This is a genomic window from Bacillus sp. PK6-025 (assembly GCF_056530265.1).
The window spans coordinates 1,482,914-1,507,361 of sequence record NZ_CP096509.1; the positions used below are offsets into that span (position 1 = coordinate 1,482,914).

Here is a 24,448-nt window from a genome sequence, read left to right on the forward strand (position 1 = left end):
AAAACGAAGGAGGGCGATTGAATGGCGCATCTCAAGGAAACTATCGGCAAATATTCCGAACTGATCGCCCGCGCGGCTTTATTAGCCAGCGGGTGGCAGGCGGTATCAAAATCGGAGACAGAAGAATCCTTCGATATCAGCGCAAGAGATCCGGGCACTGGCGAATGGAAAACGTTCCAGGTTAAGACGATCCGGGACCGTAGAGAAGATCGCGGTTTCTTAACGGTAAGTGGGCGCAAAGGAGACGGCCAGCCTTATACGCCTGAAGACGTCGACTTCTTCATCGGAGTGCTAATTGGTGAGGGGGAATTCCCTCGTGTCTGGATGATCGATAATCGCGGCATTACGGACTATTGGGGGCCGTCAGAACGGGAAGGCAAGCGTTGGGTCGAAATGGATATGAATTTCATGCGGGAAGATTTTGCGGAAAATAACGAAGCGGAGGCGGTATGATGGCGAAATTAGAAGGTGTTAAAACTCTAGATATGGTGAACGGTGAAATTACGAAGGTTTCGTATGATGGAGCGGAGTATGTGAAGACGGAAAGTCCCGTTCAGGAGGGCGATCTATTCCTATTAACGGAAGGACACATGGTTATTGGCGGAGAGTCTGGCGAATTTTACCTCACCGAAAAGCATCAGACGGGCGCTATTTTTATTCCGACAAGATTTTTAGGTAGCGCTACAGTTACTCAGAGGAATGGCGATGGTATCGCTTTCCGCAAAGTCTCCGCATCCCAGCCGTCATTAGAAGATCGCGTCAGTACAAACGAAAAGGATATCGCGGCATTAAAATCCGACGTTGCTGCGCTAAAAGGCGAAGCCAAGACGGAGTACGTACGGATTTCCAAGAACGAGGCGAAAGCGGGCGATTTCGTTAAGTTTGACGAAGCTCCAAACGGTTGTCTAACCGCCGGGAAGTATTACGGAATCTATCGCGTAGATGGACATGGAGATCCGCGTATCATTGATGACGAAGGAGACGATTTTGATACTTACGAACATGTTTTCGAAGTCTACCGTAAAGTCAGCGCCGCCGAGCCGAAGCCTGAACGCCTGAAAGTCGGTGATTATGCGAAGGTGGTCGGGAACGAAAGCGGTCATTATGTGGAAATCGATGAAATCGTACTAATAAAAAGAGACGACAAAGATTTTGCGCCCTTCCATTGCGAAAAATTGAACGGAGATGCAGCCGGAATTTTTTACGAAGATGAACTCGTCCGCGCCACTGACGAAGAAGTTGCCGAAGCAAAAGACGCGGAAGCTCGCGCAAAGTTTAAGAAAGGCGCTAAAGTTCGGCTGAAATCGGGCGGCGGCGTATATCCGTTATTAGGTTTCGAAAACGGAAAAGTCTATTCCGTATGTGATAACGAGGTTCGTCGCGCCGATGGAAAGAGTATCGAAATTACGCAGGTCGGGGCGCCTGGATACGCAACGCCTGATCAACTCGAACTCCTACCGGAAGAAGAGGCCGCAGAGATCGAAAAATGGGCCGCAATCGGACGCGAGGTTGGCGAGTATAAGATCGGTGATATGGTTCAGTATTTATATGATGGGGAAATTTGCGAGGTTGTGGCTGTCGGCGAGGACGGTAGCGTAAAAGTCGCTACTCAGAACCACGGAAATTGCACAGAAAATCAGTCAAGCATCGAACTAATCGCGCCAGTCGAAGCGCGGTTTGATCGAAAGGGCGACGAGTAAGTGGACGCAAAACCTGCCGCCATCTGCGCCGCATGTAACCGGGCAATCAACGAAGGGCGATCCGCAACATACGATTCGCTCTTCGACCGGTACTTTTGTGACAACGCTTGCTGGTCGGATTGGTATGCGGATAACGAGGCGGAATACAAGCGGAAATGGACGGAGGAGGTTGATTTATGAGGACGTTTAGTTATTTCGTCGGTGTGATCAGTGGTGCCTTATGCGCTTTTTCGTTGTTGCAAGGCGAGTATGGGGACGCGATTCACAACGCTATTAACTTCCTATTATTCGCTTTAATAAACAAGATGTCGCGATAGATCGAACCCATCACGCGGGAAAGGAGGATGCGAATGGAACTAGGCAATCTGCGGTTGAATTTGAGCGCTTTGACGCCAAAGACTAACGAAGTTACAAACGAAAAAGTTGCCGAAACAGCCAAGCGGAAGAAGAAGGCGAAAACAGCCGAACCGATCGAGGAAAGCTGGCGTCGCATATTCGCAAGCAAGCTATCGGAAACTGACCGCCAACGATTAAACGAAGTCAAGGCGGCAATGGACGCGGGCAAGCTCGCCAGGAATCCGTCTGACTGCGTGAACAAGGCCGGAAACCCGAAGGCGTTCAGCAAGGCGGAGGCCATGCGGTTGTGGAAGACGCTTCAAGAATCCCAGCGCGAAGAAACCTTACGGAAGATGGTTGAGAATACGCCGGAAAACTACTGGCTGATTACGGACGATGCCCGGCTCGACGAATTCCTCGCGTTGCTTGCTGACGAAGAAGAGATCGTATTCGACGTTGAGACGACGGGCACAGACGTATGGAACGACTACATTGTCGGCCATGTGCTGACGGCTATTAAAGCGGACATCCACGCGTATATCCCAACGAAACATAAGACGGATCATCCGCAATTGGATAACGGCTATGTAGTCGAAAAACTGCGGCCATTTTACGAAGAGGAGTCGATCGGAAAGCTCGCTCATAACGCAAAGTTCGATATTCACATGCTGGATCGCGAAGGAATTACATTGCGCGGCCTTACGTGGGACACACAGGAAGCGATGCGGTTGCTTAACGAAAACGAGCCGTCCTTTGCGCTTAAGAACCTCGTCACGAAATATCTACGGATTAAATCGGACACATACGAAGACTTATTCGGAAAGATCGGCTTTGACGAAGTGAGCGATCTACGAATTGCGCTTGCTTATGCGGCAAAAGACGGGGATGTGACGAGGAAGCTTCGCGATTTCCAACGCGAACACCTGAAAAAGTTCCCGGATATCCTTCGCTACTATGAGACGGTCGAGGTACCGTTAATCAGCGTCGTGCAGAAGCTCGAGTCAACCGGTTTCGATATCGACCTGGAATTCGCAGAGGAATACGGTAAGGAGATCAAAACGGAGATTGATCGTTTGTATTCGGAGATTATCGACGAGTTGGGCGACATCAACATTAACTCGCCGGCGCAGCTTAAGCCAGCGTTAGAAGAAGCGACCGGAGAGAAGCTCGACTCAACTGACGCAAAGAAAGTCCTAAAACCTCTTGCGAGCAAACATCCGATCATTAAGAAGCTTCTCGAATACAAAGAAAAATTCAAACTGTATTCAACGTACATTAATGCTTTGCCGGAATTAATCGACAAGAGGACCGGCAAACTCTATACGAATTTCAATCAGAACGGCGCAAAGACTGGCCGATTCTCATCCGGTGGAACAGGCGTCAACCTACAGAATCAACCGAAGGAAGCCCGGAAAATGTTCGTAGCTCCTAAAGGATACGCGATATTAGGCGGAGACTGGAGCCAGCAAGAATACCGATGTCTGGCGTACTTCTCGCAAGATCCGAAGCTAGTCGATAACTACTTACAGGGCAACGATCTATATGCGTCAATCGCTGCGGAGGTTTTCAATAAGCCGATCGAAGAATGCGGCGACGGATCAGTGTACCGGAAACAGGCGAAGGTTATCATGCTTGCGGTTGCTTACGGAGGTGGCGCGAACATGCTCAAGGACGCTATCGGAATATCGAAGAAAGAGGCGCAGAAGTTCCTCGACAACTTCTTTGAAAGGTTTCCGGTCGTCAAAAAGTGGGTCGAAACGAATCAAGCTTTCGTTAAGAAGCACGGATATGTTTGGATGGATCGCGGCCAACGTAAGAGACGCTTGCCTGACGCGAAGGACCGGAACGCGAAAGGCCATTACTCGGCTGTTTATACGCAGTCAACTAACGCAAGAGTTCAAGGATCGGCAGCGATCCAGACCAAAGCGACGATGATTGCATTGCAAGAGTTGTGCGATAGGAAGACGGCTGAAGGTCGCGGAGAATGGCGGATATGGTGTGTAGTACATGACGAAGCGCTGCTTTTAGTTCCGGACACCATCACGCGAGAAGACGTTAAAGATTTCGAGGATGTCATGCTGAATACGTACGTTTTCGGCAACATTCCGAACAAAACGGATATCGAGATCTGCCGCAGATGGGGAAACGGTTTCTCGGTGGATGAATGGCTCAAAACGAAGGGAGACGATTAATTGACGAATATAAACGGAAGATCATCCGCAAATTCACTGCGGGCACACTTAAAAGAACCGACCACATACGCGCAGCAGATTGCGGACGAATTGGTCGAATATCTAAACGAATGGCACTCGCTGCCGGAGACGTGGGATAACGCCCTGGACGCGCAGATTCATAAATGGTACGCCAATGCTCCGAAAGTATTTCCGAAGAAGCCGTATTTCTCACCGTCATCTGCTAACGCTTGCCCACGCGAGCTTTACCATAAAGCGATCGGATCTCCGAGGGACGAAACGAAAAAGCCTCCGTATCAAGGACGATGGACTAGAATCGGTACAGCGATCGGCGACGTAATCCAGCGCGACATTCTCTTCATGGAAAAACATTTCGAGAAGAAGACCGGCCGCCCCTGTCCGTTCAGCTTCGAAAAGAACGAAGACGGCACGCCGATGTTCGAGGATTTCGCGAAAAGGAATCATCCGGTCACACATCGCGGATACTCGTTCAACCTTTACGGAACGTGCGATGGCATCATGCGCTACGTAACGGAAGACGGCGAGGTGTTGCGCGTCGGTCTCGAAATTAAATCGAAGCAGACGACCGCTGCAAAGACGTCCCTCCATTCGATGCGACAGCCGGAAGAAAAGCACGTCAAGCAATGCGTCGCCTACGGTCCGATGTATGGCGTCGACCTATACGTTATCCTTTACGTGAATGCGTCTAAGAAATCGTGGGTGTATCCGGAAGGGGAATTCGAAAAGTCGCCGGATATGCGGGCGTTCGGTATCGAAATTACGGAGGAAGACGTCGAGCAACTATTCGATAGATTCGTAGAGATTCGCAAGTCTGTCGAGGAGGGAACGCCTTTACCGTTGGATCTGAACGGATGGACGTTTAACGGATACAAGACGGCTATTGCGAAGTCGCTGACGGACGAAGAACTGTCGGCGCTTCGTGCAAAAGTGTCGCAAGTACGGAGATCGAACGTATACGAATCTACGAAACGGCAATACGTTGAGGCGCTCGAATTTATCGAAAGAGTTCGCGAAGGGGAGGCGGAATGATGATGTCAGTTGTTAAAGCGAAAGTTATCGACGGTTGGAACAATGATCAGCTTAATCGGATGATGCAGGATTTTATTGACGAATGTGTTGCTGAAGGTTTGAGTGTTGATGTTAAAAACACATATACGTTGACAGCTGCTGGACCTGTTTTAATTGTTGCGTATAGGGAGGCGGAGTGATGAGTTTAGAAGAGTATGATGACATTTTAACAGACTATTGTCATGTTGTTATAAAGAGAAGAATCTCGGGATACATCGACGAAGAGAAGAAAGTTCGTGTGTTGCGAAAGATTGAAGAGTGGCGGGATGCTGCGCTTTCGGTGATGCAATGAGTAGCGCCAAGCCTATCCGAGTCCTCGGCCTTGACCTTTCGTTAACATCGCCGGGATTCGCAATCATCGAAGCCAAGGGCGGAAAAGCTCGCCTAATAAAATCCGCTCACTTTAAAACGTCCGCATCAACCGATCAGCCATTGCGGTATGAGGAGATCGAAGCATTTACGCTGCTATTTGTTCGCGATAATCAGCCGTTCGACGTAATCGTGCGGGAGATATGGCCGCCAAGCCGTAACTATGCGCAGAACAATAAGATTCACGGAACCTGGTCGTCAGTTGAGCGTGCGCTGCACCGATACGGATACGAAGTCGATGTCCACGTTACGCCGGCCAACGTTAAAAAGACGGTCACCGGAAACGGAAACGCAAAGAAGCCGCAAGTTGCCGAGAGCGTTCGCGAATGGCTCGGTTTGTCGGCCGACCACAAATTCGCAACAGACGATCATAGCGATGCTTGTGCGGTGGCGCTGACGTATCTGATCCGCGAGAAGATTATAAAACTGAAGGAGGGTGAATAGGTGGGAATACTTATTCTATCGATTATCGTTGCAGTGATATTCGCTGGGGCCTTTATATCCGACATGTGGGGATTTGGGCCGATCGAATGTATACTAGGAATACTTTTCGGGTCGGCGGTCGGTGCTTTGGTTTTTGTAATCGGATTTATCCCTGCATTCTTTTTACAAGACGAACCGGTGAATCCGCATAAAACCGAGATTTATTCGATCAAGGATAACTCGAATACAAAGGGAAGCTTCATACTTGGCTCCGGAACAGTAGACGAAGAACAATACTTCTATTATGTCGTTGAGAAAGACAGTTTTAAATCCGTAGACAAAGCGAAGGTTAAAGATTCGAAAATGAAAGAGGGAGATATCGAACAGCCTTATGTAGTCACATACGAAATGCAATTTAAGTCGGCCATTGCGAGATTCTTCTACGGAAAGTACACCGGAGAGAAGACTTACGAATTCTATCTTCCGGAAAATACGATTACAACCGACTATAAAATAGATTTGGAGTGATCGAATGTTTAAGCAGCGACTTATCGGAGCATTAGCGTACTTGGCTGCGCTCACCTTATTACTCGGACTGTTTTCTGCAGGATGTCTGACAGGCTACGTCATCGTGACGGCACTGTTATCGATCCCAGCGGTCGGAACAGTCGTTAAAGTCGGAATCACAATCGCAGTGGTTTTCACGGTAACCGCGTTACTTACCGGATTAGCTGACCGACTTTACACCGCATACCGCGAACATAAACGCGTTCAAAAGGACGTAGAGGAGGAAACGCAATGACCTACGAATGCTATGGCGCCCCGGCCGCACAGTTACGGCAGTCTTTGCGATGGCTTGACGAACAACTTACCGATGTTGATTACGCAATCAGCCGTCATGAGCGGAAGAAAACCGAACTTGAAATCGAACGTGACCGGATTCTGGCGCGAAAAGACGAAATAGAGGCGGAACTAAAACGGAAGGAGTCGATCGAATGACATACGTTGCGATAGCGTGCTTACTCTTCTTTACGGTGATGGCGCTGCCGATTGAAGCGAAAACTACCGCGGAGAAGATCGCAAAGACAGCCGTTTTGATTATGTACGCGATTCCTATCGGAGTATTGGTGGCGTCTTTATGCTAATCGCCTACTACTCGCTGGCCGGAAACGTCCGTCGATTCGTAGCCAAGACCGGCCTTCCTGCGGTCGAAATCAAGGCGGATATGCTGCTGACGGAGCCGTTCGTCTTGGTAACGGGAACTTACGGATTCGGCCAGGTTGCCGGCACCGTTTGGGACTTCCTCGCGGACAATGGCGATTTAATGGTGGGTGTGGCTGCGTCAGGCAATCGCAACTGGGGGAGTAACTTCGCAAAGGCGGCCGATCTGATTGCGGAAGAGTACGGAGTGCCGATCGTTCACAAGTTCGAGCTGGCAGGCACGGCGGAGGATGTCGCTAAAGTTCGCGAGTTTGTGAGCGAATATTTACGGAAAGGGTGAATGCTCTTGGGTAAAGAGATGATCGGGGAACTTGAATTAAATCAGATTTATCAACGCGATTGTATCGAAGGGATGCGGCTGCTTCCGGATAACAGTATCGATCTAACCGTCACAAGTCCTCCTTATGACGATCTAAGAACATACAATGGCTATAATTTTGATTTCGAAGCGACAGCTAAAGAATTATACCGCGTAACAAAAAATGGCGGTGTGGTTGTTTGGGTGATTGGAGATAGGACTCAAAATGGCTCAGAAACGGGCACATCCTTCAAACAAGCACTATTTTTTAAAGAAATCGGATTTAACCTGCATGACACGATGATATACGAAAAAGACAGTATTAGTTTTCCTGATACGAATCGCTATTATCAAATTTTTGAGTATATGTTCGTTCTTTCAAAAGGTAAGCCAAAAACAGTAAATTTGATAACTGATCGCAAAAATAAATGGGCTGACGGAAAGAAAAGAATCAAGGGTAGAGAGAGACAAAGTGACGGATCATTAAAAGGACGAAGAAAGGGAAATCTACTAAAGCCTTACGGAGTTCGTTTTAATATTTGGAGATTTTCCACCGGCAAAAATAAAAGTACAAAAGATACAATAGCGTATCAGCACCCTGCTATTTTTCCTGAAACTTTGGCAAACGACCACATCTTATCATGGACTAACCCAAACGATATTGTTTTGGATCCGTTTATGGGTAGCGGTACAACAGCTAAAATGGCCGCAGTAAACAATCGAGAATTTTTAGGGTTTGAGATCAGCGAAGAGTATGTAGGTATCGCGAACAAGCGGTTAGAGACTGTTAAGGAGGACGCCAATGACGAATAAGCATGCGAAGTATATCGAACTTAATAACGAAATTATGATACGGAAGAACGGCGGCTTTCAGTTCGAAAAGGATGCCGAAGCCGTCCGCAGTTATTTCATAGATTACGTGAATCAGAATACGGTATTTTTCCACGATCTGCGCGAAAAGCTCGACTATCTGATCGAGAACGACTACTACGAGCGCGAAGTCTTCGATCCGTATACGTTCGACGAGATCAAAGCGGTCTACAAGGCGGCTTACGCGAAAAAGTTCCGTTTCCCTTCGTTCATGAGTGCGTTCAAGTTTTACAACGATTACGCGCTCAAGACGAACGATAAAAAGAAGATCCTTGAACGGTACGAAGACCGGATCGCCATCTGTTCGCTGTTCTTCGCGAAAGGAGACGCAACCAAGGCGATCGAGTTTGCGGAAATGATGATCCGGCAGGAATATCAACCGGCCACCCCGACGTTCTTGAATGCCGGACGGAAGCGACGCGGTGAATTAGTATCGTGCTTCCTTCTCGAAGTTAACGATTCCTTAAACGATATTCAAATGGCGATCGGAACAGCGATGCAACTATCGAAGATGGGTGGAGGAGTGAGTTTGAATTTATCGAAGCTGCGCGCGAAAGGCGAATCGATTAAAGGAATCGAGAACGTAACAAAGGGCGTCGTCGGAGTTATGAAACTCCTCGATAATGCCTTCCGCTATGCAGATCAGCAAGGCGCAAGAGCGGGCGCGGGCGCAGCGTATCTCAACGTATTCCATGCGGACATTGACGCGTTCCTGGATACGAAGAAGATCAGCGCAGATGAAGACGTCCGGGTCAAGACGCTATCGATCGGCGTTGTCATTCCGGATAAGTTTATCGAATTGGCTCGCGAAGACCGGGACGCATACGTTTTCTATCCGCATACGGTCTATAAGGAATACGGCGAGCACCTTGACGAAATGGATATCGGAGAAATGTACGACAAACTCGTCGAGAATCCGAACGTACGAAAAGACAAAATCAATCCGCGGCAACTGCTCGAAAAGCTAGCGATTCTGCGGTCCGAATCGGGCTATCCGTACATCATGTTCGAAGATAACGTAAATGCGGCTCATGCGCTGAATCACATTTCGAAGGTTAAATTTTCGAATCTCTGTAGCGAGGTGCTTCAGGCGTCCAAAGTTTCGGAGTACACCGACTACGGCGAACCGGACGCAATCGGCCTCGATATTTCGTGCAATCTCGGATCGCTGAACATTGCGAACGTCATGGCGAACAAGTCGGTTGAGCATACGGTTAAGCTCGCAGTCGATTCGCTGACGATCGTATCGGAATCAACGAATATCAAGAACGCGCCGGCAGTCGCTAAGGCTAACCGTCAGATGCGTTCTATCGGACTTGGCGCGATGAATCTACACGGATATCTTGCGCAGAATGGGATCGCTTATGAATCGGAAGAGGCGCGGGACTTCGCTAACGTATTCTTTGCGCTCGTCAATTATTGGTCGCTTGTGAGATCGATGGAGCTTGCGAAAGAAACCGGTAGCACGTTCGAGGGCTTCGAAGGATCAACGTATGCGAGCGGTGAGTATTTCGTTAAATACGTCATCGAAGAATCGGATCGGTTCGTCGACTGCGCTCCGAAAACGGATAAAGTGGCAGCACTATTCGAAGGCGTACACATACCAACAGTCGTCGATTGGTTTAATCTTATGTGTGATGTCATCAAACACGGCCTTTACCATTCGTACAGACTCGCGATTGCACCGACGGGATCTATTTCGTACGTTCAGTCGGCTACGGCGTCAGTCATGCCGATTATGGAGCGGATTGAGGAGCGGACATACGGAAATTCCAAGACGTATTACCCGATGCCAGGGCTTAGCGCGAAGAATTGGTTCTTCTATAAGGAAGCGTACGACATGGATATGTTCAAAGTCGTCGATATGATCGCGACAATTCAGCAGCACGTCGATCAAGGTATCTCATTTACGTTGTTCTTAAAAGATACGATGACGACGCGCGATCTAAACCGAATTGACCTTTACGCGCATCACAAAGGAATCAAGACGCTTTACTATGCGCGAACAAAAGACACGGGGCAGGAAGGTTGCTTAAGCTGCGTAGTCTAAACGATGAGGAGGCGGATATATGCGAAAGGTTAAAATCGAGGGTTACGTGATTTACAACGAGGACGAATTAATTCATGGAACGTGTGTGACGCACGAAATCGATCATTGGTTATTCAACGAAGACTTTCCTCGCGAATGGTCTTTCAGCGCCGTATCAGACGAGGAAGTAGCTTATGACGAGGAGGACGAATAATTGACGCAATATACAGCGGCCAACTGGTCGCAACACGAAGACGGATTCACGCAGATGTTTTACGAACAGAACGTTAAGCAGTTTTGGCTGCCGGAAGAGATTTCGCTAAACGGCGACCTTCTAACGTGGAAATACCTCGGCGCTAACGAGCAGGATACGTACATGAAAGTGCTCGCGGGTCTAACGTTGCTCGATACGGAGCAAGGGAACGAAGGTATGCCGCTAATTGCCGCTCAGGTATCCGGTCACCAACGTAAAGCCGTCCTGAATTTTATGGCGATGATGGAAAACGCAGTCCATGCGAAATCCTATTCGAACATCTTCATGACGCTTGCGCCAACGGAGAAAATCACGGAACTGTTCGAATGGGTGAAGACGAATCGCTACTTGCAGCGGAAAGCCGCAATCATTGGCGGACTGTATAACGCGATTGAGGCTGGCAATGACATTTCGTTATACAAGGCGATGGTTGCATCGGTTTATCTCGAAAGCTTCCTATTCTACAGCGGATTTTATTATCCGTTATATTTCTACGGCCAAGGAAAGCTAATGAACAGCGGCGAGATCATTAATTTGATTATCCGCGACGAAGCGATCCACGGCGTCTATGTCGGCTTACTTGCGCAGGAAATATATAACCGCCAGTCACCGGACGTTCAGATCGAATTGCGCGACTTTACCGTCGAATTGCTTGCGGAACTTTACGAGAATGAGGCCGCGTACACCGAAGATCTTTACGATCAGGTCGGACTGACTCACGACGTTAAGAAGTTCGTGCGATACAACGGAAACAAGGCGCTGATGAACCTCGGCTTCGATCCGTATTTCGAAGATGAAACGGTAAATCCGATCGTGCTGAACGGGCTTGATACGAAGACGAAATCGCATGACTTCTTCGCAGCAAAGGGTAACGGATACAAGAAGGCGACGGTCGAAGCGCTTCAGGATGACGATTTCTATTTCGACTAATTTGCCATTACGAAAGTATATGCGCAGTTATTAACGAGGAGGTTTTCGGATGAGCTATTTATTGAGCGTCCTGGTTTCGATTGGGCTGTTGTTATGGATTAACGAATATAATCCGACGGATTCTGAAAAGATTCTAGTCGCTATGATTGCGGTCACATCGCTGTTTTGCGGTTTGTTAATACGGAAGGGGAAATCGAAATGAACGTAAATATTAAACGCCTGTCACCCGATGCACAAATTCCGCAATATGCTCACGCCTCAGACGCCTGCTTCGACCTGGTTGCGGCAGAAGACGTCATTATCGAGCCGGGAGAAACCGCGCTAGTCAAAACGGGGCTAGCGTTCGAGATTCCGGAAGGCTACGAAATGCAGATCCGACCACGCTCCGGCATTACGCTGAAGACGAAGCTTCGCGTTCAGCTCGGTACAGTTGACGCGGGCTATCGGGGAGAAGTCGGAGTGATTGTCGATAATATTGAGCAGAAGGAGCATAAAATCGAGCGTTTTTCGGTTAATTACACCGTTAGAACTGACACTTGCTACCGAACGGTAGAGGGTGCGTTGTTCGATACGATCGAGGGAGCGCCGGAAAACTTTCGATGGATGCCTATCGGAACATATCTCATCCGCAAAGGAGATCGCATCGCCCAGGCCGTAATTAAGTCGGTTGAGCAGGCGGCATTTACGGAAGTAACCGAGTTGGGCGATAGCGATCGAGGTGCGGGTGGATTCGGGAGTAGCGGGGTAAAGGGGGCGAAATAATTGGATAGCCTTAACGAAATAATACGAATTTGTCGTGAAGTACTAGACGGAACTACTTCCCTAGAAGAAAGCGTAATTAGTGAAATATTATTGGAAGCTCTCGAAGCAAAATCGGAGATATAGGAGGACGATTAAATGAACGACAAAATTGACGTGCTCGACCACGGCTATGTCCGCCTAACAAACGCAATGGGCTCCGACCTTTCCGTCGTGAACTCAGCCCGCGTTTCCTACGACAAGGAATCTACTAATCTATCCGAAAAGGACATCCGGCTCATTAAATTCCTTGCGCGGGAAGGCCATACGTCACCATTCCGACATGCGACGGTTCAATTCGAAATCTATGCTCCGCTGATGGTTGCGCGCCAGCACTGGAAATATATCGTCGGGTCCGATCACACAATGGACGCTTGGAACGAATCGAGTCGGCGCTATGTTACCGAAGAGCCTACGTTTTACATTCCACAGGCGGATGAATGGCGATCTGCCCCGGAAAATTCGAAGCAAGGAAGCGGCGAAACACTGCCGGAAAGCCAAGGCAAAATAGCCACGCAAGATCTACTCGATTTCGTTGCATTCGGTGAGCGTTTATATGAACGGGCAATGAAATCGGGTGTTTGCGCCGAACAAGCGCGTCTATTCCTCCCGGCTTACGGAATGTACGTACGCTACTACTGGACGGCATCGCTTCAATCGGTCGCGCATTTTCTAAACCAACGCCTGGCACACGATAGTCAAGTCGAAATTCAAGAGTACGCGAAAGCTGTCTACGAGTTAGTCAAACCGAAATTTCCCGTCAGCATTTGCGAATTGGTCAAAACGGAGGTGTAAGCATCGGTATCCTAACGAATTTCACGCTAACAGCGCAGCTATTCTCCGGCCATTGTCCGGCAGATCAGCCGCTAGAACCGCCAAGGATAACGCCAGAGCAGGCCGCCATCCAATCGGCTGAATCGCGCAACAGAGAATTAACGAAAGAGCTAACGAAAAAGGACGCGGAGATACAGGCGCTTGAGGACGAAATTAGGGCGCTGAAGAAAGCGAAGAAGCCGACCGCCACTAAAACGTCAGCATGGCGGACTTTCACCGCGACAGCTTACACGGCATTCTGTGCGGAAGGCTGCTCCGGCATCACCAAAACGGGAGTCGACGTCAGCCATTCGATCTATTACGAAGGAGCACGCGTCATAGCGGTCGATCCATCTGTGATTGCGCTTGGCTCTACGGTTGAAGTCCGGCTCGCTGACGGTTCTAGCTTTCGGGCGAAGGCGATCGACACGGGAGGCGCGATTAAAGGCGCACGACTCGATCTGTTGGTCGCAAATGAAGCCGACGCATTACAGTTCGGCCGGCAGTCGGTAGAATTGCGAGTTATTAAATAACGGGAGGGCGATCGGATATGGACGAAACTAAATACTTGTGGAAATTCGGATGGAGATTCGGTTACGGAGTTGTAGAAGGGCTTTTCGTTGCGACAGAAGCGAAAGTCGCTGATTTAATCGGAGAGGTAATCGATTTTGGAGAAATCCTCGGTAAACACAACGAAATTTATGGCGAAGTCAAAGAGGGCGAAATCCGAAAGGTGGAAATAGATCCGGAAACAGTTGCAAAGGTATCCGCAGTATTAGGCGATACCTGGTCCGGATATAACCCGTTACATTACGTATGGGAGGACGAATAAATGCTCGAATTTGATGTTGTTATTACACGTGAGTATGCCGATAAAGAGTCGATTGCCGGAAGAATCGATAAAGGATGGATGTTCGTCGCGACAGTACCCGCTAAAATGGTTCATCCCTACGCACTAGAATCCGACAAAGCAACGATCTTCTGCAAATACACTGCGCCAAAAATTCCGGATGATATCCCAGAAGCACCTTTTAAGGAGGCGGAATAAATGACGAAAACTAACGAAAAAATCCACGTATTGGCTGACGAATCACTTGGCGGCATCAAACGAGAATATGTAGAGGTCGATAGGAAGGCGGAGGGAGGCGAGAAGATCGTTATTGTTGATGCGATCCTATCCTTCGGAAAATACCACAACGGCGACATTTTTGATTTGGCAACAAAACGATCGGCAAGCGTTAGAACAGCCTGTGGAAAGTGCATCTATGATGAAGAATACAACGTCCTCGAACCGACCAACGTCGTCCACATTGACGGGGAGCGCTACGAAATGGTCGATCGAAAGGCGGAGGAAGGCGAGAAGATCGTTATTGTCAACGCTGATGTTCAGTCAGAAGATCCGTATTCGAACGGCGATGTATTCACGATTGGTGAGTCGTGGTCACGTGGCGATGGATTAACGGAATGTGGGCGTTTAATTTTCAGAAGAGAGCATCGCGTCCTCGTCCCGGTCGAATCCTCCGAAGAAGAACCGCAGCCATCCGACCCGATCGACGTTATCGCTAACCTAGCGACGCGTGTTGCGGAATTGGAACGCGAGAATAAACGGATCAAGGAAGATCTCGGATGGAACGAAATGGGGCCGGGAAGAATCGCTGAGCTGCGGAATGCTGATTCGGACATCCGCCACGATATCGCTGCGTTAGAAGAAAAAGTCGAACATGATCGCGCGGAAAACGAGGAGATGGACAGTTATGTGTACGAAGAAATGAAGCGTATGAAAGACGAGATCGACACGCTGCACAAAGACAACCGGAGGCACGGCGAAGAATTGGAGGCGCTGAAATATGCCGCAAAGGAAACGGACGGAGAGGTGGCGCACCTCGAATCCGACTCAGATACGCGCTTGTTCACTGCCGAAGAAGTTATCGCACTTCTTAACGAAATGAGAGAACGCCGATGAAAATCGCCCTCACCGCACCACTTCGCGCAGGCAAGTCGCTTGCCGCATCGTACATCTCGCTTCACTACGATTTCCAGCCGTTCGCATTCGGCGACGAACTAAAGGACGCATTCCACCGTGCATTCCCTCACGTTCCGCGAAATCCGAAGCCGCGCGCTCATTATCAGAAGTTCGGACAGTGGGCGCGGGAAGCCTTCGGAGAGGACGTATGGATCGACGCCCTCATGCCGAAAATAGCCGCCTATCTCGACCGCCATCCTTGCGACTGCGGCAATACAGCGCTAAAGAATCGCGTGATCATCGATGACTGCCGCCAGCCTAACGAATACAGGCGGTTGAAGGACGAAGGTTTCGTATTTATCCGCATAACAGCACCGGCCGATATCCGTATTGAACGCGCTAAAAAAGCCGGCGATCAATTCGATCTTGCCGACTTGGAGCATCCGACTGAGCTTGCCGTTGAAAGTTTCGAAGTTGATTACGAAGTTGAGAACGTAGGCACGCCGGAAGAGCTATACGAGAAGCTGGACGCGATTATGGCGGAGCTAGTCGTCTAACTGAAACGCATACGTGCCTTTCGGATAGGCTAGGTACGGCTGTTTAGACGCTTCACCGTCGCCGATCATAAAAAACCGTAGCGGAAGATCCTTTTTGCTAAATCCAGCAGCTCCGAGCACCTTGCGAGCTGACTTATTATACGAGCGTTTATCGAACTTAAACGGAGCCGAATCGGTCTTAACGTTTTCGGGCTTTGCGACTATAATACGGTTTTCATCGGGGTCGTATCCGATTGTTAAGAGGAATGGAGCATTTTTAGGAAGCCCGATAATTTCCCGCGCTCGGGCTGATATGTATATTCGTTGCTGTGAATCCAGCGTTATGTACGATTCTTCATTACGCGAGGAAATCCAATTAATTACCATGCGATTTCACCTCGATTATTTTATATGTAAATTTTAGACGAAATGAGGGCGAAAGTCAAACGATAGGAGGCGGTTGTTATCGGAAAAGTAAAAATCGATCTTCACCGAAAGGATCGCGAATTTGAAGCGACATATGCGCTAGACAATGCGGAGGGTGTTAAAACGCTGCTCTCCGATTATCCGAAGTTCGTCAGCCGCAAACGACTCGGAGAATACGAAGCTGCCGAAGTGCTTCTCGATCTGCACAACGCGGTTGAGCTTGCGGATCTGACCGACAGACAACGCGAAGCTATCCGGCTCGTATATTTCGAAGACCTGACGCAAGTCGAGGCGGGGAAACGGATGGGGATCGCTCAGAAAAACGTTAGTGAAGCGATTGACCGTGCGGCTGATTCAATCGCAGATATCTACTATTATTGGGCGGGACACAACGAAGGATACTCGATGGGAGGACGAATTCATGGATAAAGCGCTACTGCACGAAATGATTACGGAATTACAGCAGCGAACGAAGGCCGGAGAGCTTGACCGGATCCAACGTATCGAGGAAATCACTGCGCTGGCCGACGCTTATTTTGATGCAGTCGGAGAGCATCCGGATTCTATCGTGCTTGAACGTATGGCGAATCTTGTAATCTACGAAGAGCTAGCGAACCCACACCCGGATAAAATGGCTCGCGAAGAGTACCCGATCATGAGCGAAACGCAGCGAGAAGAGCGCATCAAGTCGGAGGCCTCCGAAAAACTTGCCGAAGAGTACGGGGCAGATGGCCGAAATTATAAAGTTCCAACGCGAAGAAAACGCTCTTCATACGAGGAAAAGTTCGTTGATAGGGCGGCCAGGGCGCGAAATAAAGAACGAAGAAGCCGTTATAACGATTTCGTAAAGGGAAGATCTCCGGGGCAGTTCACGATCAATATTGAAACCGGCGAAAAAATTTCTTATTAAACCCGATAATTTTACCCGTTTAGCTGTCTATACGTTATGAAGGCGCCACATCCGCGCTCTTTTATTTTGCGAAAAAGGAGACGATATTTTGAAGAGATTACGAGTAGTAAACGCAGATACAGGTGAGGATCTATCGACAGACTACACGCTTAGACACCGGAACCAAGACGAAGCCTTCCGGGAACAGCAAAAGCAGACGACGGATAGGCGCGACTTTTCTAACGCCAATATGCCGAACATTCACGAAGTATATGACGCTCTCACAACGGCACAATGCGGCTATCTGATGCTGCTGCAATGCTACGTTGACTATAACGGTGTTCTCGTTAGATCCAGCCGGGATAAAACTCCGATGACCACGGCGGATATGATTTCCGTTCTACAGCTCGCGAAAAAGCCGAGAACGTTCTACGATTTCCTGAGCGCCTGTACTGCGCACGGTATTATCCGGGAAGAGGGCGGCGACTATTCGGTGAACGAACGCTATCATTTCAAGGGCAATTTCGGCAGCCAGTACGTTGTCAAATTATATACCGCGAAGATCAAGAAGGTATACAGCGAAGTGAAGGCGACAGACATCGGACTGATCTACCGAATGCTGCCGTTCGTCCACTACGAAACAAACGCTCTTTGCGAGAATCCTTTCGAAAAGAATCCGAAGTATATACGGTGGTTCAATAAGAAAGAGCTTGCGGCAGCGATCGGAGTGACGCCCGACACGCTCGGCCGACGCCTGAAGCAGATGAAATTCGACGGTGAATTCGTTGTCGCGCGAATAAAGGTCGGTGGCGAGCCGGAGCGATATACGTTCAATCCTAACGTGTTTTATCGGCAATCCAAGACGCCAGACAAGACGCTGCTTGCGATGTTTAACGTTAAGAAGCCGTAGATGAACGAAAAGAGGGCGCCAATTATGGCGCCTTTATTAGTTTTCAATTCCTCTGTTACTTGCGTGTGTAAAAAGTGAAAGTAATGACCAGAATAAATTCTGCCTAGTCATGAAAATGAATCATTTAACAATTATATATTAATAGCAAAAAATATAAAATAAGGGAAATAATGTTGAAAATCATCGTATTCTAGTTTAGAATAAAGTTACAAATAATAGAAAGGGGACTTTTGTTTTGAGTAAGAGAGTAGTGAGCATTGTCGCGACCGTTTTAAGTTTTGTGTTGTTTTTAGCTTTTACAATGCCGTCAGTTAGCTATGCTTTTGCTTCAAGTAAGGGGACATTAAGTGTTGAAAAGGATAAGTACATATCTATTTTAGACGCTTTGGAGAACTCTATTGTGAAAAAGGGTTCTGGTTATGAAGTCGACACTAAAGTAGCTCAAGACTTCGGTCTAAATGCTATTGAAATTACTAATTTAAAAGAATTTGTAAAAAGTAGTTCAAGCCAACAAATTGAAAAGACGTTAAAAGAAGTGCCTCAAGCTAAGGAGCAAGCGAAAAAAGAAAAAACTACAACTTTCGAGATTGCCGGTTTTAAGGAAAAATTGACTGCTGCTATGTACGCGGTATTTGTCACACTTTGCGGAGTAACTTTAGCTCAACAATTTATTTCTGATATGTATGAATATGGCGCTTATAAAGCATGCCATGCCCTCGGTAAAAAACATAAAAGCATAAAAGAAGCATGTAAAATAACAGGGCATTGGTAAAAAAAAAAAAAAATAAGAGGGCGGTAAAACTGCCCTCTTATTTTTTGATAAGCTCTAGCTCTTGAAGACTTTTAAAAAGTTTTTTCAAACCGTAAACCGTAATTAAGCCGGACAAAGTTAAGCCACCAATAAAATACAGCGATAAGTATAATGCACCCATTGTGACTATCCTTTCTTGCTTGAATTTTATTTAGTTGTTAACTTATTATAGCATATAATCCAAACAATTTCCAACACAGGAAAAGGTCCCGTTACGTCATATACTCTTCTTCATACCGCATCTGCGGCACTCCCGAAGGAAAATTCCGTCCTTCACCGAGCTTTTAAACAGCGTATAATCACAGTTGTCGCAGCGGCCATAATGAACATCCGGATATTCCTTGTAGTCGTATATAATCGTTATGTCGTATCCTTTTGTTTCGTAAACCATTCGGCCTCAACCTCCAACTATTAGAATACGATAAATGACCGACACATTCAACGCCATTCATGGAACGACGGGATCCGAAGCAAGCCGTTTTTCGTCTTGAACCGGTGCTTAACGCGGCACCCAATCGGCTCGATATAGGCATACCTCTCCGTTTCCTCCACGATTACTCTATCCGCATGTAGCTTCCGCCGCTCACCATACGGCATAAATTCCATCACGCCGGCATACTGGCCGTCCAGGTATGAAAGCAGCAACGCATTGTCTTCCTTGCGAAGACCTGTAATCAAAACGTCAGTATATTCGTAGTTTACGATCTTCAGCCAGCGGTTCGATCGCTTATTTTCTGCATACGGCGCGTCTACACGCTTCATAACGATGCCCTCGATCTTATTTTCGCGGACCAATTCGAAATAATCCGCAGCGTGGCCTCGAACACCTTCGACTATTTTAACGTTAGGATGATCGATTTTAAGACCGGCCAGCAATTCTTTTCGTTTATGTAGTGGCCTGGACGTAACGGTCACGCCTTCTATCCGCAGGATATCAAAAACGCAAAATACTATTGGATGATAACTTTTTCGCGACTGGAACCGTTCCATGACGGCCTCGAAATCGCCGGCGCCTGTCGATCCAGGCACAATAAGCTCGCCGTCTAGCACGGTGCCTTCCGGGATGTCGAGCGTTAATAATTCCGGGAATTTAGCGGTGACTTCGTTGTTGTGGCGTGTGTAGAGACGGATTAAACCGTTATTCCTGGACGCGATCAGACGGATGCCGTCGAATTTGGTTTCCGTGATATAGTCGTCAGAGTTAAACGGATCCTTTGCGGATTCAAGCAGCATGGGCGAAATAAACAAAAAGAATCACCTCGTTTCAGCGTAGTTACTATAATGATATAGTAAGAGTCCGCCGAGACAAAGCGATTCGGTTGCGGTAAATTATTCCGTTAGCTCTATTTTATATCATAGAATAGCTCTTCCATTATAATGTTAAATAGCTGAGCAGACTGAATGTTCTCTTTGTCTTGTTGGCTACTTCGTACAACCCAGATACTGTCGCTTCCTTTTACTTCAATTTTTACGTATGTATCATCAGGTTGATCTAATCTATTTGCGATAATCTTACTACCTTCGTATTTTATACTTGCTGTTTTTCCATCTAGTATTAATGATATCTCGTTTTCATCTGTTTCAGGGTCAAAACAGACTTTGCTTTCAGATACTTTAGAAATTAAAGCCCTTTCCATCATCTCTTGGAAGTTAAGCAAATGTCTTTTTATTATTTTGAAAACCTTGAATGTGTTAATCTCTATTTGATATTTATTTCGTAAACTTTCAAGCAGTTGTTTCGACTTTTCTTTGTTTGCCATTATTAATCACCCCCTTATATATTTTTTGGATTTTCCGAGTTTGAAAAACTGGATTATGTGTCTGACATGGTACTCTCTCCTCTCGCAGTCGAATTCCTCATGTGTCCTATTCGTAGTATAGTTATATTATAGCATAATTGCCTTGTTAATCCTTTTTTGTAAACGAAAATTTTACCACGAAATTAAAGCGCAGGAGCCGCCGGAAGCTATTTCGGGTATATTAGGTATCGGCGGCTCCTTAGCGTCTTATTTCGTGTGTTATTCGATAACCTTAATCGCTTTAAATCCGCTGCCATTTTCGTATTGATCCTTCGTAAAAGTAACGCTGATCCGATCGCCTGGCTTTGCGTCTGTGGCTGCCGGGTCGAAGGAGAAGCCGCCGTCGTCCGCTGATACCGCATAGTCTTTACCTTCGACAATATATTCGCGTTCAACCGTTTCTTGGGCGTCCTTGGCTTCGGCTGCCATGTCGTCAGCCACGCGATAAGCAATATCGACATCTTCGTTTAGTTTGGCGGCGTAGATTCCGAGAGCCGCGTTTCCTGCGATTGATAGGCCGAGGATGGCCGTTAAAAGTTTCGTTTTATTCATCGTCATTACCTCCGTATTTGGTTGCGATTAAATAGCCGAGACACGTAAGTGCCGTATTGAAGCCGATCTGATACGCTTTGCCTGCGTCTTTAAATGACGTAATAGGGCGTTGATATAGATCGAGAAGTTGATCGGCCTGCTGCGGCTTCAGCGGCGGTGTGTCGGACCACAAGCGTTTTATATAAAGCGTCATTACCGATTCCTCCTCGATCTAAAGAATAGAAGCGCGATAAAAACGACAGCTGAGCCGAGGCCGACGCAGTCCAGGACGGAAAGCCGGCCGAAGTTCATATCCGCAATCCAGGCGAGCAAGACGACGATTAACAAAATTTCCGTAGTATCAATTCGATTCATTCGTGTTATAATTGATTGACAAGGGGCGAAATGCCCCTCGTAGCTTATGTTCGGCGACGGTGCTTCGTGGTAGGAGGCCGTCGCTTTTTACTTTCGGTGTCTTTACGCATCTTCCGGATTTCTAAGACGATTTTTAGAATTCCGAGCCAAGTTGCGATGATTGCCGAAAGCTTCATTACGGTGTCAATCAATTACGTTCACCTCCTTTCGTTACCTTAATTATAACGCATAACCGTTATAACGTCAATGCGTTATTTACAAAAATATCGTTTTTACGTTATAATAATCGCAGGAGGTGCCGGCAAATGATCGTTAAATTAAAGATAGCTGAGCTACTTGATCGGAAGAATATGACGCAGAAGGAACTCGCAGAGCTAACCGGAATAAGGCCGTCTGCCATCAGCGAACTATGTCGCGGGATTAAGGAACGGGTGCAGCTCGACCACCTTAGCCGGATTGCAACCGCGTTGAATATATCGGATATACGGGAGCTTATCGACCTAGACGAAGACGCTGACGAATGATTGGCGTCTATTTTTTCGTGTTGATATCGTATATTTATACGTTTATATGAATGATAATGCGATTAATATGACGGCGAGATGGCGGATGATTACCGACATATTCTCAATTAGAATAACGTAATTGATAATGAACACGATCTTATTCGCACAAATCGGCCAAAAACACGACTTTATTCGCACAACCGAAAATGGGGTTCGTGCTTACAGCCGCAAGGGATACAGCGATTTTGAGTCCGTAATCACTTCTTAGTCTTCTGAATCCGAAGACTAGCGGGAACTACGTTTCACTCCGCCCCGCAGAAACGCAATCATGTATATTGTATAAATAATTGTATCGCGATAAAGGTCTTAATAATATCCGCGGACACGGAGGAGCGTAAGCGACGGAGTGGTCGCTAGGTTTTAAAACATACGAAAGAATGGCGTTAATACAACGCTAATACCGTATAAAAAATGTCCGTAGTTGTCTATACGTAATAGAAGGACGTGTAACATAACGTAAACCTAACGCTTTGCTGAACGAATAGCAAGGCGTTTTATTATGCGATTGTAACACCGAAGAGGAGAACGTAGATATATAGGAAGGGATACGGGAGGATTCGGATATAGGACGTTACGGAGGTCGGAGGGTAGGCCGCCTGTATATCAGCCTCGCGCTTCATGACGGAGACCCTTCGAAAACCTCGACCCTCGGAAGGCGATGGTTCACACCGTTAACTATATACGAAATTTTAGCGTAATAAAGCGATTGTGAAACGGCCTGAAGCCGCGCCAGTACTACGATGTATAAAAACGTGCATAACAAAGTAAACTGCGCAGTTCACAAACGCAGTCGTGACGCGTGTTGAGCGATTAAACAACTTCCGATAGCGGGAATTATGTAAACTAAAAATGAATACGAAATACATCGATATGCATAAACAACGGCGTCACCGACCGGAAAAACGGAAGGGGGCGGGGGAGGTCCGATCGGAAAAAGCCGTGCCGGACGCCGGCAATTTTCTCGCAAAATTTTAAATCCGAAGGGTCATTTCGGAATACATAAACGATAAGGAGGCGCTGTCATGACGCAAGCAATCGAAAACATAACCGAGAAGTTATCGAGACTTAAAGACGATGCGGATGTAGTCAAAGAACGGATCACAAGGGACGGTTATTTTGTCGAAATCCATTTCGCGGATAATCTTCCGGAATCACCAATCGAGATTGTCGGAAGCACGCCGCCTAAAGGAGCGGTTGATCGATTAGGGCGCGTATTTGAAGATGCGTCATTTTTCGGGGTTACTGGCGATTTCTTAAAAGGCGCGGAGTGGGCGTTAAAGATACTGCGTAAGGAAATCGATGGAACGGGTTTAAAATACGCAGTCTTCAGCGACTATTGCGACGCAGGTCAAGCGATTCACGACAATTACGAAGATGCACTCGCCGATTACGTTGAACGGATTATGAACGAAGCGCGTAACGGTGTTGATGCGTATATTTGCGAAGTAATTGACGAATACAAAGCGTAAAGGGGGCGGACTTATTGCGAAAATCAGAACGAGATATGTTAAGTGAAGTCATTGCGCTTTTAAATTCGTATCTGGAAGACGATAAGTACGAAATCGAGGACGTAACTCGTCAAACAACTGCGTCATTCTATACCGACGAGAACGGTATTAAACAATATGCAGATGACCTGTTCACGGTAATCACGGTGAATGTTTCCCGTTAATGACGAATACAAAGCGAAAAGGAGACGATAACATGGCGAAGCTAACCGAGGAGGAGAAAACGCATCTGCGAAAAGTATTCGAAAAGCTGCTCGAACAGGATTGCGTTAATTTTTCCGTAGACACAGACATCGATGATGAGTTTTACGAACGAGATACAACGCTAACTATTCGAGCTAAAGGGAAATAACGATTTTCACGCTCAAATCACACGAAACTAGACGTCTTAGCCTTCGTCGAGGGTATTCGGTAGGGGAACGGTTAGAAGCGCTAATTTCGTGTATTTTTATACGCAATCAGAACGAGGGCGATCCGAATAAGGGTCGCTCTTTTTGTGCTTGCGTTGCTTACGGGCCTTCCGGTGCGCAGGCGATCCTAGGGGCGCATGTTCCTCGGTGGCGATGCGGTCTCCAAAACCGCGTGGGCAGGTTCGATCCCTGTCGCCCCTGTAAGAGACGGTTTTGCCGTCTTAAATAACGAAAAAGGAGACGATGAAGATGACGAGAACAGAGGAATTACTGGCGTATTTAGATCGTTTGATTGCATTGCAGACTTCCGGACATTTGGTGCGTGACGAGATTGCAGAAGTCATCGACGCGATCAGATACGAATTGATGCCTGAAATCAAATAAACGAAAAAGGAGACGATGT

Annotated in this window: 40 protein-coding genes and 1 tRNA gene; 34 read left to right on the forward strand and 7 right to left on the reverse strand. The window is 47.4% G+C overall.

Annotated elements, in window-relative coordinates:
* Window positions 1-21 precede the first annotated feature (21 nt).
* The 24 genes from M1D67_RS07595 to M1D67_RS07710 all read left to right on the forward strand — a co-directional run bounded on the left by M1D67_RS07595 (window position 22) and on the right by M1D67_RS07710 (window position 15,841).
* The gene (locus M1D67_RS07595) at window positions 22-453 is read left to right on the forward strand and encodes a hypothetical protein (protein ID WP_479831724.1); all 432 of its coding nucleotides are present in this window, start codon (window positions 22-24) and stop codon (window positions 451-453) included.
* Window positions 453-1,700 (forward strand): hypothetical protein, encoded by a 1,248-nt coding sequence (locus tag M1D67_RS07600; RefSeq protein WP_479831725.1) that lies wholly within the window; start codon window positions 453-455, stop codon window positions 1,698-1,700. Before M1D67_RS07595 ends, M1D67_RS07600 begins: the two co-directional genes overlap by 1 nt.
* 350 nt (window positions 1,701-2,050) lie before the next feature.
* Window positions 2,051-4,228, forward strand: a complete 2,178-nt coding sequence (locus tag M1D67_RS07605) for a DNA polymerase (RefSeq protein WP_479831726.1) — start codon at window positions 2,051-2,053, stop codon at window positions 4,226-4,228.
* Window positions 4,229-5,278: a hypothetical protein gene (locus M1D67_RS07610; protein WP_479831727.1), complete on the forward strand. Its 1,050-nt coding sequence runs from the start codon at window positions 4,229-4,231 to the stop codon at window positions 5,276-5,278. It abuts the gene before it with no gap.
* A complete protein-coding gene (locus tag M1D67_RS07615; protein ID WP_479831728.1) occupies window positions 5,278-5,457 on the forward strand; it encodes a hypothetical protein in 180 nt (59 codons plus the stop codon). The genes M1D67_RS07610 and M1D67_RS07615 overlap by 1 nt, the downstream gene beginning before the upstream one ends.
* Complete coding sequence (locus M1D67_RS07620; RefSeq protein WP_479831729.1) at window positions 5,457-5,609, forward strand: hypothetical protein; 153 nt, start codon at window positions 5,457-5,459, stop codon at window positions 5,607-5,609. Before M1D67_RS07615 ends, M1D67_RS07620 begins: the two co-directional genes overlap by 1 nt.
* A complete protein-coding gene (locus M1D67_RS07625; RefSeq protein ID WP_479831730.1) occupies window positions 5,606-6,130 on the forward strand; it encodes a crossover junction endodeoxyribonuclease RuvC in 525 nt (174 codons plus the stop codon). The genes M1D67_RS07620 and M1D67_RS07625 overlap by 4 nt, the downstream gene beginning before the upstream one ends.
* Window positions 6,131-6,637, forward strand: coding sequence for a hypothetical protein (locus M1D67_RS07630; RefSeq protein ID WP_145614388.1), 507 nt, complete (start codon window positions 6,131-6,133; stop codon window positions 6,635-6,637). It abuts the gene before it with no gap.
* Between the two features lie 4 nt (window positions 6,638-6,641).
* Complete coding sequence (locus M1D67_RS07635; RefSeq protein WP_271750080.1) at window positions 6,642-6,911, forward strand: hypothetical protein; 270 nt, start codon at window positions 6,642-6,644, stop codon at window positions 6,909-6,911.
* On the forward strand, window positions 6,908-7,108 hold the full coding sequence (locus M1D67_RS07640) for a hypothetical protein (protein WP_231006521.1): 201 nt from the start codon (window positions 6,908-6,910) through the stop codon (window positions 7,106-7,108). The genes M1D67_RS07635 and M1D67_RS07640 overlap by 4 nt, the downstream gene beginning before the upstream one ends.
* Window positions 7,105-7,254 (forward strand): hypothetical protein, encoded by a 150-nt coding sequence (locus M1D67_RS07645; protein WP_157678827.1) that lies wholly within the window; start codon window positions 7,105-7,107, stop codon window positions 7,252-7,254. The genes M1D67_RS07640 and M1D67_RS07645 overlap by 4 nt, the downstream gene beginning before the upstream one ends.
* Window positions 7,248-7,610 carry a class Ib ribonucleoside-diphosphate reductase assembly flavoprotein NrdI gene (nrdI, locus tag M1D67_RS07650; protein WP_479831731.1) on the forward strand — a complete coding sequence of 121 codons (363 nt, stop codon included), beginning with the start codon at window positions 7,248-7,250 and terminating at the stop codon, window positions 7,608-7,610. Before M1D67_RS07645 ends, nrdI begins: the two co-directional genes overlap by 7 nt.
* Window positions 7,611-7,616: 6 nt before the next feature.
* A complete protein-coding gene (locus M1D67_RS07655; RefSeq protein ID WP_274685694.1) occupies window positions 7,617-8,441 on the forward strand; it encodes a DNA-methyltransferase in 825 nt (274 codons plus the stop codon).
* On the forward strand, window positions 8,431-10,548 hold the full coding sequence (gene nrdE, locus M1D67_RS07660) for a class 1b ribonucleoside-diphosphate reductase subunit alpha (RefSeq protein WP_479831732.1): 2,118 nt from the start codon (window positions 8,431-8,433) through the stop codon (window positions 10,546-10,548). The genes M1D67_RS07655 and nrdE overlap by 11 nt, the downstream gene beginning before the upstream one ends.
* 19 nt (window positions 10,549-10,567) lie before the next feature.
* Window positions 10,568-10,741 carry a hypothetical protein gene (locus M1D67_RS07665; protein ID WP_479831733.1) on the forward strand — a complete coding sequence of 58 codons (174 nt, stop codon included), beginning with the start codon at window positions 10,568-10,570 and terminating at the stop codon, window positions 10,739-10,741.
* Between the two features lie 54 nt (window positions 10,742-10,795).
* On the forward strand, window positions 10,796-11,710 hold the full coding sequence (nrdF, locus tag M1D67_RS07670; protein WP_479831841.1) for a class 1b ribonucleoside-diphosphate reductase subunit beta: 915 nt from the start codon (window positions 10,796-10,798) through the stop codon (window positions 11,708-11,710).
* 49 nt (window positions 11,711-11,759) lie between these two features.
* On the forward strand, window positions 11,760-11,912 hold the full coding sequence (locus M1D67_RS07675; protein ID WP_479831734.1) for a hypothetical protein: 153 nt from the start codon (window positions 11,760-11,762) through the stop codon (window positions 11,910-11,912).
* Window positions 11,909-12,472, forward strand: coding sequence for a dUTP diphosphatase (locus M1D67_RS07680; protein WP_479831842.1), 564 nt, complete (start codon window positions 11,909-11,911; stop codon window positions 12,470-12,472). The genes M1D67_RS07675 and M1D67_RS07680 overlap by 4 nt, the downstream gene beginning before the upstream one ends.
* A 135-nt stretch (window positions 12,473-12,607) precedes the next feature.
* Window positions 12,608-13,303 (forward strand): FAD-dependent thymidylate synthase, encoded by a 696-nt coding sequence (gene thyX / locus M1D67_RS07685; protein WP_479831735.1) that lies wholly within the window; start codon window positions 12,608-12,610, stop codon window positions 13,301-13,303.
* Window positions 13,276-13,854, forward strand: a complete 579-nt coding sequence (locus tag M1D67_RS07690; protein WP_479831736.1) for a 3D domain-containing protein — start codon at window positions 13,276-13,278, stop codon at window positions 13,852-13,854. The genes thyX and M1D67_RS07690 overlap by 28 nt, the downstream gene beginning before the upstream one ends.
* A 17-nt stretch (window positions 13,855-13,871) precedes the next feature.
* Entirely contained in the window at window positions 13,872-14,153 is a 282-nt protein-coding gene (locus M1D67_RS07695; protein ID WP_023856061.1) for a hypothetical protein, read from the forward strand.
* Window positions 14,154-14,369 carry a hypothetical protein gene (locus M1D67_RS07700; protein ID WP_479831737.1) on the forward strand — a complete coding sequence of 72 codons (216 nt, stop codon included), beginning with the start codon at window positions 14,154-14,156 and terminating at the stop codon, window positions 14,367-14,369. It abuts the gene before it with no gap.
* A complete protein-coding gene (locus M1D67_RS07705; RefSeq protein WP_479831738.1) occupies window positions 14,370-15,284 on the forward strand; it encodes a hypothetical protein in 915 nt (304 codons plus the stop codon).
* On the forward strand, window positions 15,281-15,841 hold the full coding sequence (locus M1D67_RS07710; RefSeq protein WP_479831739.1) for an AAA family ATPase: 561 nt from the start codon (window positions 15,281-15,283) through the stop codon (window positions 15,839-15,841). The genes M1D67_RS07705 and M1D67_RS07710 overlap by 4 nt, the downstream gene beginning before the upstream one ends.
* Here the strand turns inward: M1D67_RS07710 and M1D67_RS07715 are convergent.
* Window positions 15,830-16,207, reverse strand: a complete 378-nt coding sequence (locus M1D67_RS07715) for a hypothetical protein (RefSeq protein WP_479831740.1) — start codon at window positions 16,205-16,207, stop codon at window positions 15,830-15,832. The genes M1D67_RS07710 and M1D67_RS07715 overlap by 12 nt on opposite strands.
* Before the next feature lie 228 nt (window positions 16,208-16,435).
* On the opposite strand from M1D67_RS07715, the gene M1D67_RS07720 reads away from it, so the two are divergent.
* The 4 genes from M1D67_RS07720 to M1D67_RS07735 all read left to right on the forward strand — a co-directional run bounded on the left by M1D67_RS07720 (window position 16,436) and on the right by M1D67_RS07735 (window position 18,817).
* Entirely contained in the window at window positions 16,436-16,675 is a 240-nt protein-coding gene (locus M1D67_RS07720; RefSeq protein WP_479831741.1) for a sigma factor-like helix-turn-helix DNA-binding protein, read from the forward strand.
* Window positions 16,668-17,156: a hypothetical protein gene (locus M1D67_RS07725; RefSeq protein ID WP_479831742.1), complete on the forward strand. Its 489-nt coding sequence runs from the start codon at window positions 16,668-16,670 to the stop codon at window positions 17,154-17,156. The genes M1D67_RS07720 and M1D67_RS07725 overlap by 8 nt, the downstream gene beginning before the upstream one ends.
* A gap of 88 nt (window positions 17,157-17,244) precedes the next feature.
* Complete coding sequence (locus M1D67_RS07730; protein ID WP_479831743.1) at window positions 17,245-18,045, forward strand: hypothetical protein; 801 nt, start codon at window positions 17,245-17,247, stop codon at window positions 18,043-18,045.
* Window positions 18,046-18,280: 235 nt separating this feature from the next.
* Entirely contained in the window at window positions 18,281-18,817 is a 537-nt protein-coding gene (locus tag M1D67_RS07735; RefSeq protein WP_216920456.1) for a hypothetical protein, read from the forward strand.
* 256 nt (window positions 18,818-19,073) lie between these two features.
* On the opposite strand, the gene M1D67_RS07740 is transcribed toward M1D67_RS07735, so the two are convergent.
* The 6 genes from M1D67_RS07740 to M1D67_RS07765 all read right to left on the reverse strand — a co-directional run bounded on the left by M1D67_RS07740 (window position 19,074) and on the right by M1D67_RS07765 (window position 21,561).
* Window positions 19,074-19,247, reverse strand: a complete 174-nt coding sequence (locus M1D67_RS07740) for a DUF8096 family protein (RefSeq protein WP_149169434.1) — start codon at window positions 19,245-19,247, stop codon at window positions 19,074-19,076.
* A 47-nt stretch (window positions 19,248-19,294) separates the two neighbouring features.
* Window positions 19,295-20,104 (reverse strand): ATP-dependent DNA ligase, encoded by an 810-nt coding sequence (locus tag M1D67_RS07745; protein ID WP_479831744.1) that lies wholly within the window; start codon window positions 20,102-20,104, stop codon window positions 19,295-19,297.
* Window positions 20,105-20,199: 95 nt separating this feature from the next.
* Complete coding sequence (locus M1D67_RS07750; protein ID WP_479831745.1) at window positions 20,200-20,616, reverse strand: hypothetical protein; 417 nt, start codon at window positions 20,614-20,616, stop codon at window positions 20,200-20,202.
* A 258-nt stretch (window positions 20,617-20,874) separates the two neighbouring features.
* Window positions 20,875-21,207 carry a hypothetical protein gene (locus tag M1D67_RS07755; protein WP_224145991.1) on the reverse strand — a complete coding sequence of 111 codons (333 nt, stop codon included), beginning with the start codon at window positions 21,205-21,207 and terminating at the stop codon, window positions 20,875-20,877.
* Complete coding sequence (locus M1D67_RS07760) at window positions 21,200-21,400, reverse strand: hypothetical protein (RefSeq protein ID WP_224145992.1); 201 nt, start codon at window positions 21,398-21,400, stop codon at window positions 21,200-21,202. The genes M1D67_RS07755 and M1D67_RS07760 overlap by 8 nt, the downstream gene beginning before the upstream one ends.
* The gene (locus tag M1D67_RS07765; protein ID WP_445604684.1) at window positions 21,400-21,561 is read right to left on the reverse strand and encodes a hypothetical protein; all 162 of its coding nucleotides are present in this window, start codon (window positions 21,559-21,561) and stop codon (window positions 21,400-21,402) included. Before M1D67_RS07765 ends, M1D67_RS07760 begins: the two co-directional genes overlap by 1 nt.
* Window positions 21,562-21,866: 305 nt before the next feature.
* On the opposite strand from M1D67_RS07765, the gene M1D67_RS07770 reads away from it, so the two are divergent.
* The 6 genes from M1D67_RS07770 to M1D67_RS07795 all read left to right on the forward strand — a co-directional run bounded on the left by M1D67_RS07770 (window position 21,867) and on the right by M1D67_RS07795 (window position 24,429).
* On the forward strand, window positions 21,867-22,085 hold the full coding sequence (locus tag M1D67_RS07770; RefSeq protein ID WP_023856046.1) for a helix-turn-helix domain-containing protein: 219 nt from the start codon (window positions 21,867-21,869) through the stop codon (window positions 22,083-22,085).
* Window positions 22,086-23,149: 1,064 nt separating this feature from the next.
* Window positions 23,150-23,596, forward strand: a complete 447-nt coding sequence (locus tag M1D67_RS07775; protein ID WP_479831746.1) for a hypothetical protein — start codon at window positions 23,150-23,152, stop codon at window positions 23,594-23,596.
* A 14-nt stretch (window positions 23,597-23,610) separates the two neighbouring features.
* Window positions 23,611-23,799, forward strand: coding sequence for a hypothetical protein (locus tag M1D67_RS07780; protein ID WP_154059194.1), 189 nt, complete (start codon window positions 23,611-23,613; stop codon window positions 23,797-23,799).
* Between the two features lie 32 nt (window positions 23,800-23,831).
* Window positions 23,832-23,987, forward strand: a complete 156-nt coding sequence (locus M1D67_RS07785; protein WP_479831747.1) for a hypothetical protein — start codon at window positions 23,832-23,834, stop codon at window positions 23,985-23,987.
* A gap of 187 nt (window positions 23,988-24,174) precedes the next feature.
* A tRNA-Trp gene (locus tag M1D67_RS07790) sits at window positions 24,175-24,246 on the forward strand.
* Window positions 24,247-24,294: 48 nt separating this feature from the next.
* Window positions 24,295-24,429 carry a hypothetical protein gene (locus M1D67_RS07795; RefSeq protein WP_263629318.1) on the forward strand — a complete coding sequence of 45 codons (135 nt, stop codon included), beginning with the start codon at window positions 24,295-24,297 and terminating at the stop codon, window positions 24,427-24,429.
* Window positions 24,430-24,448 lie beyond the last annotated feature (19 nt).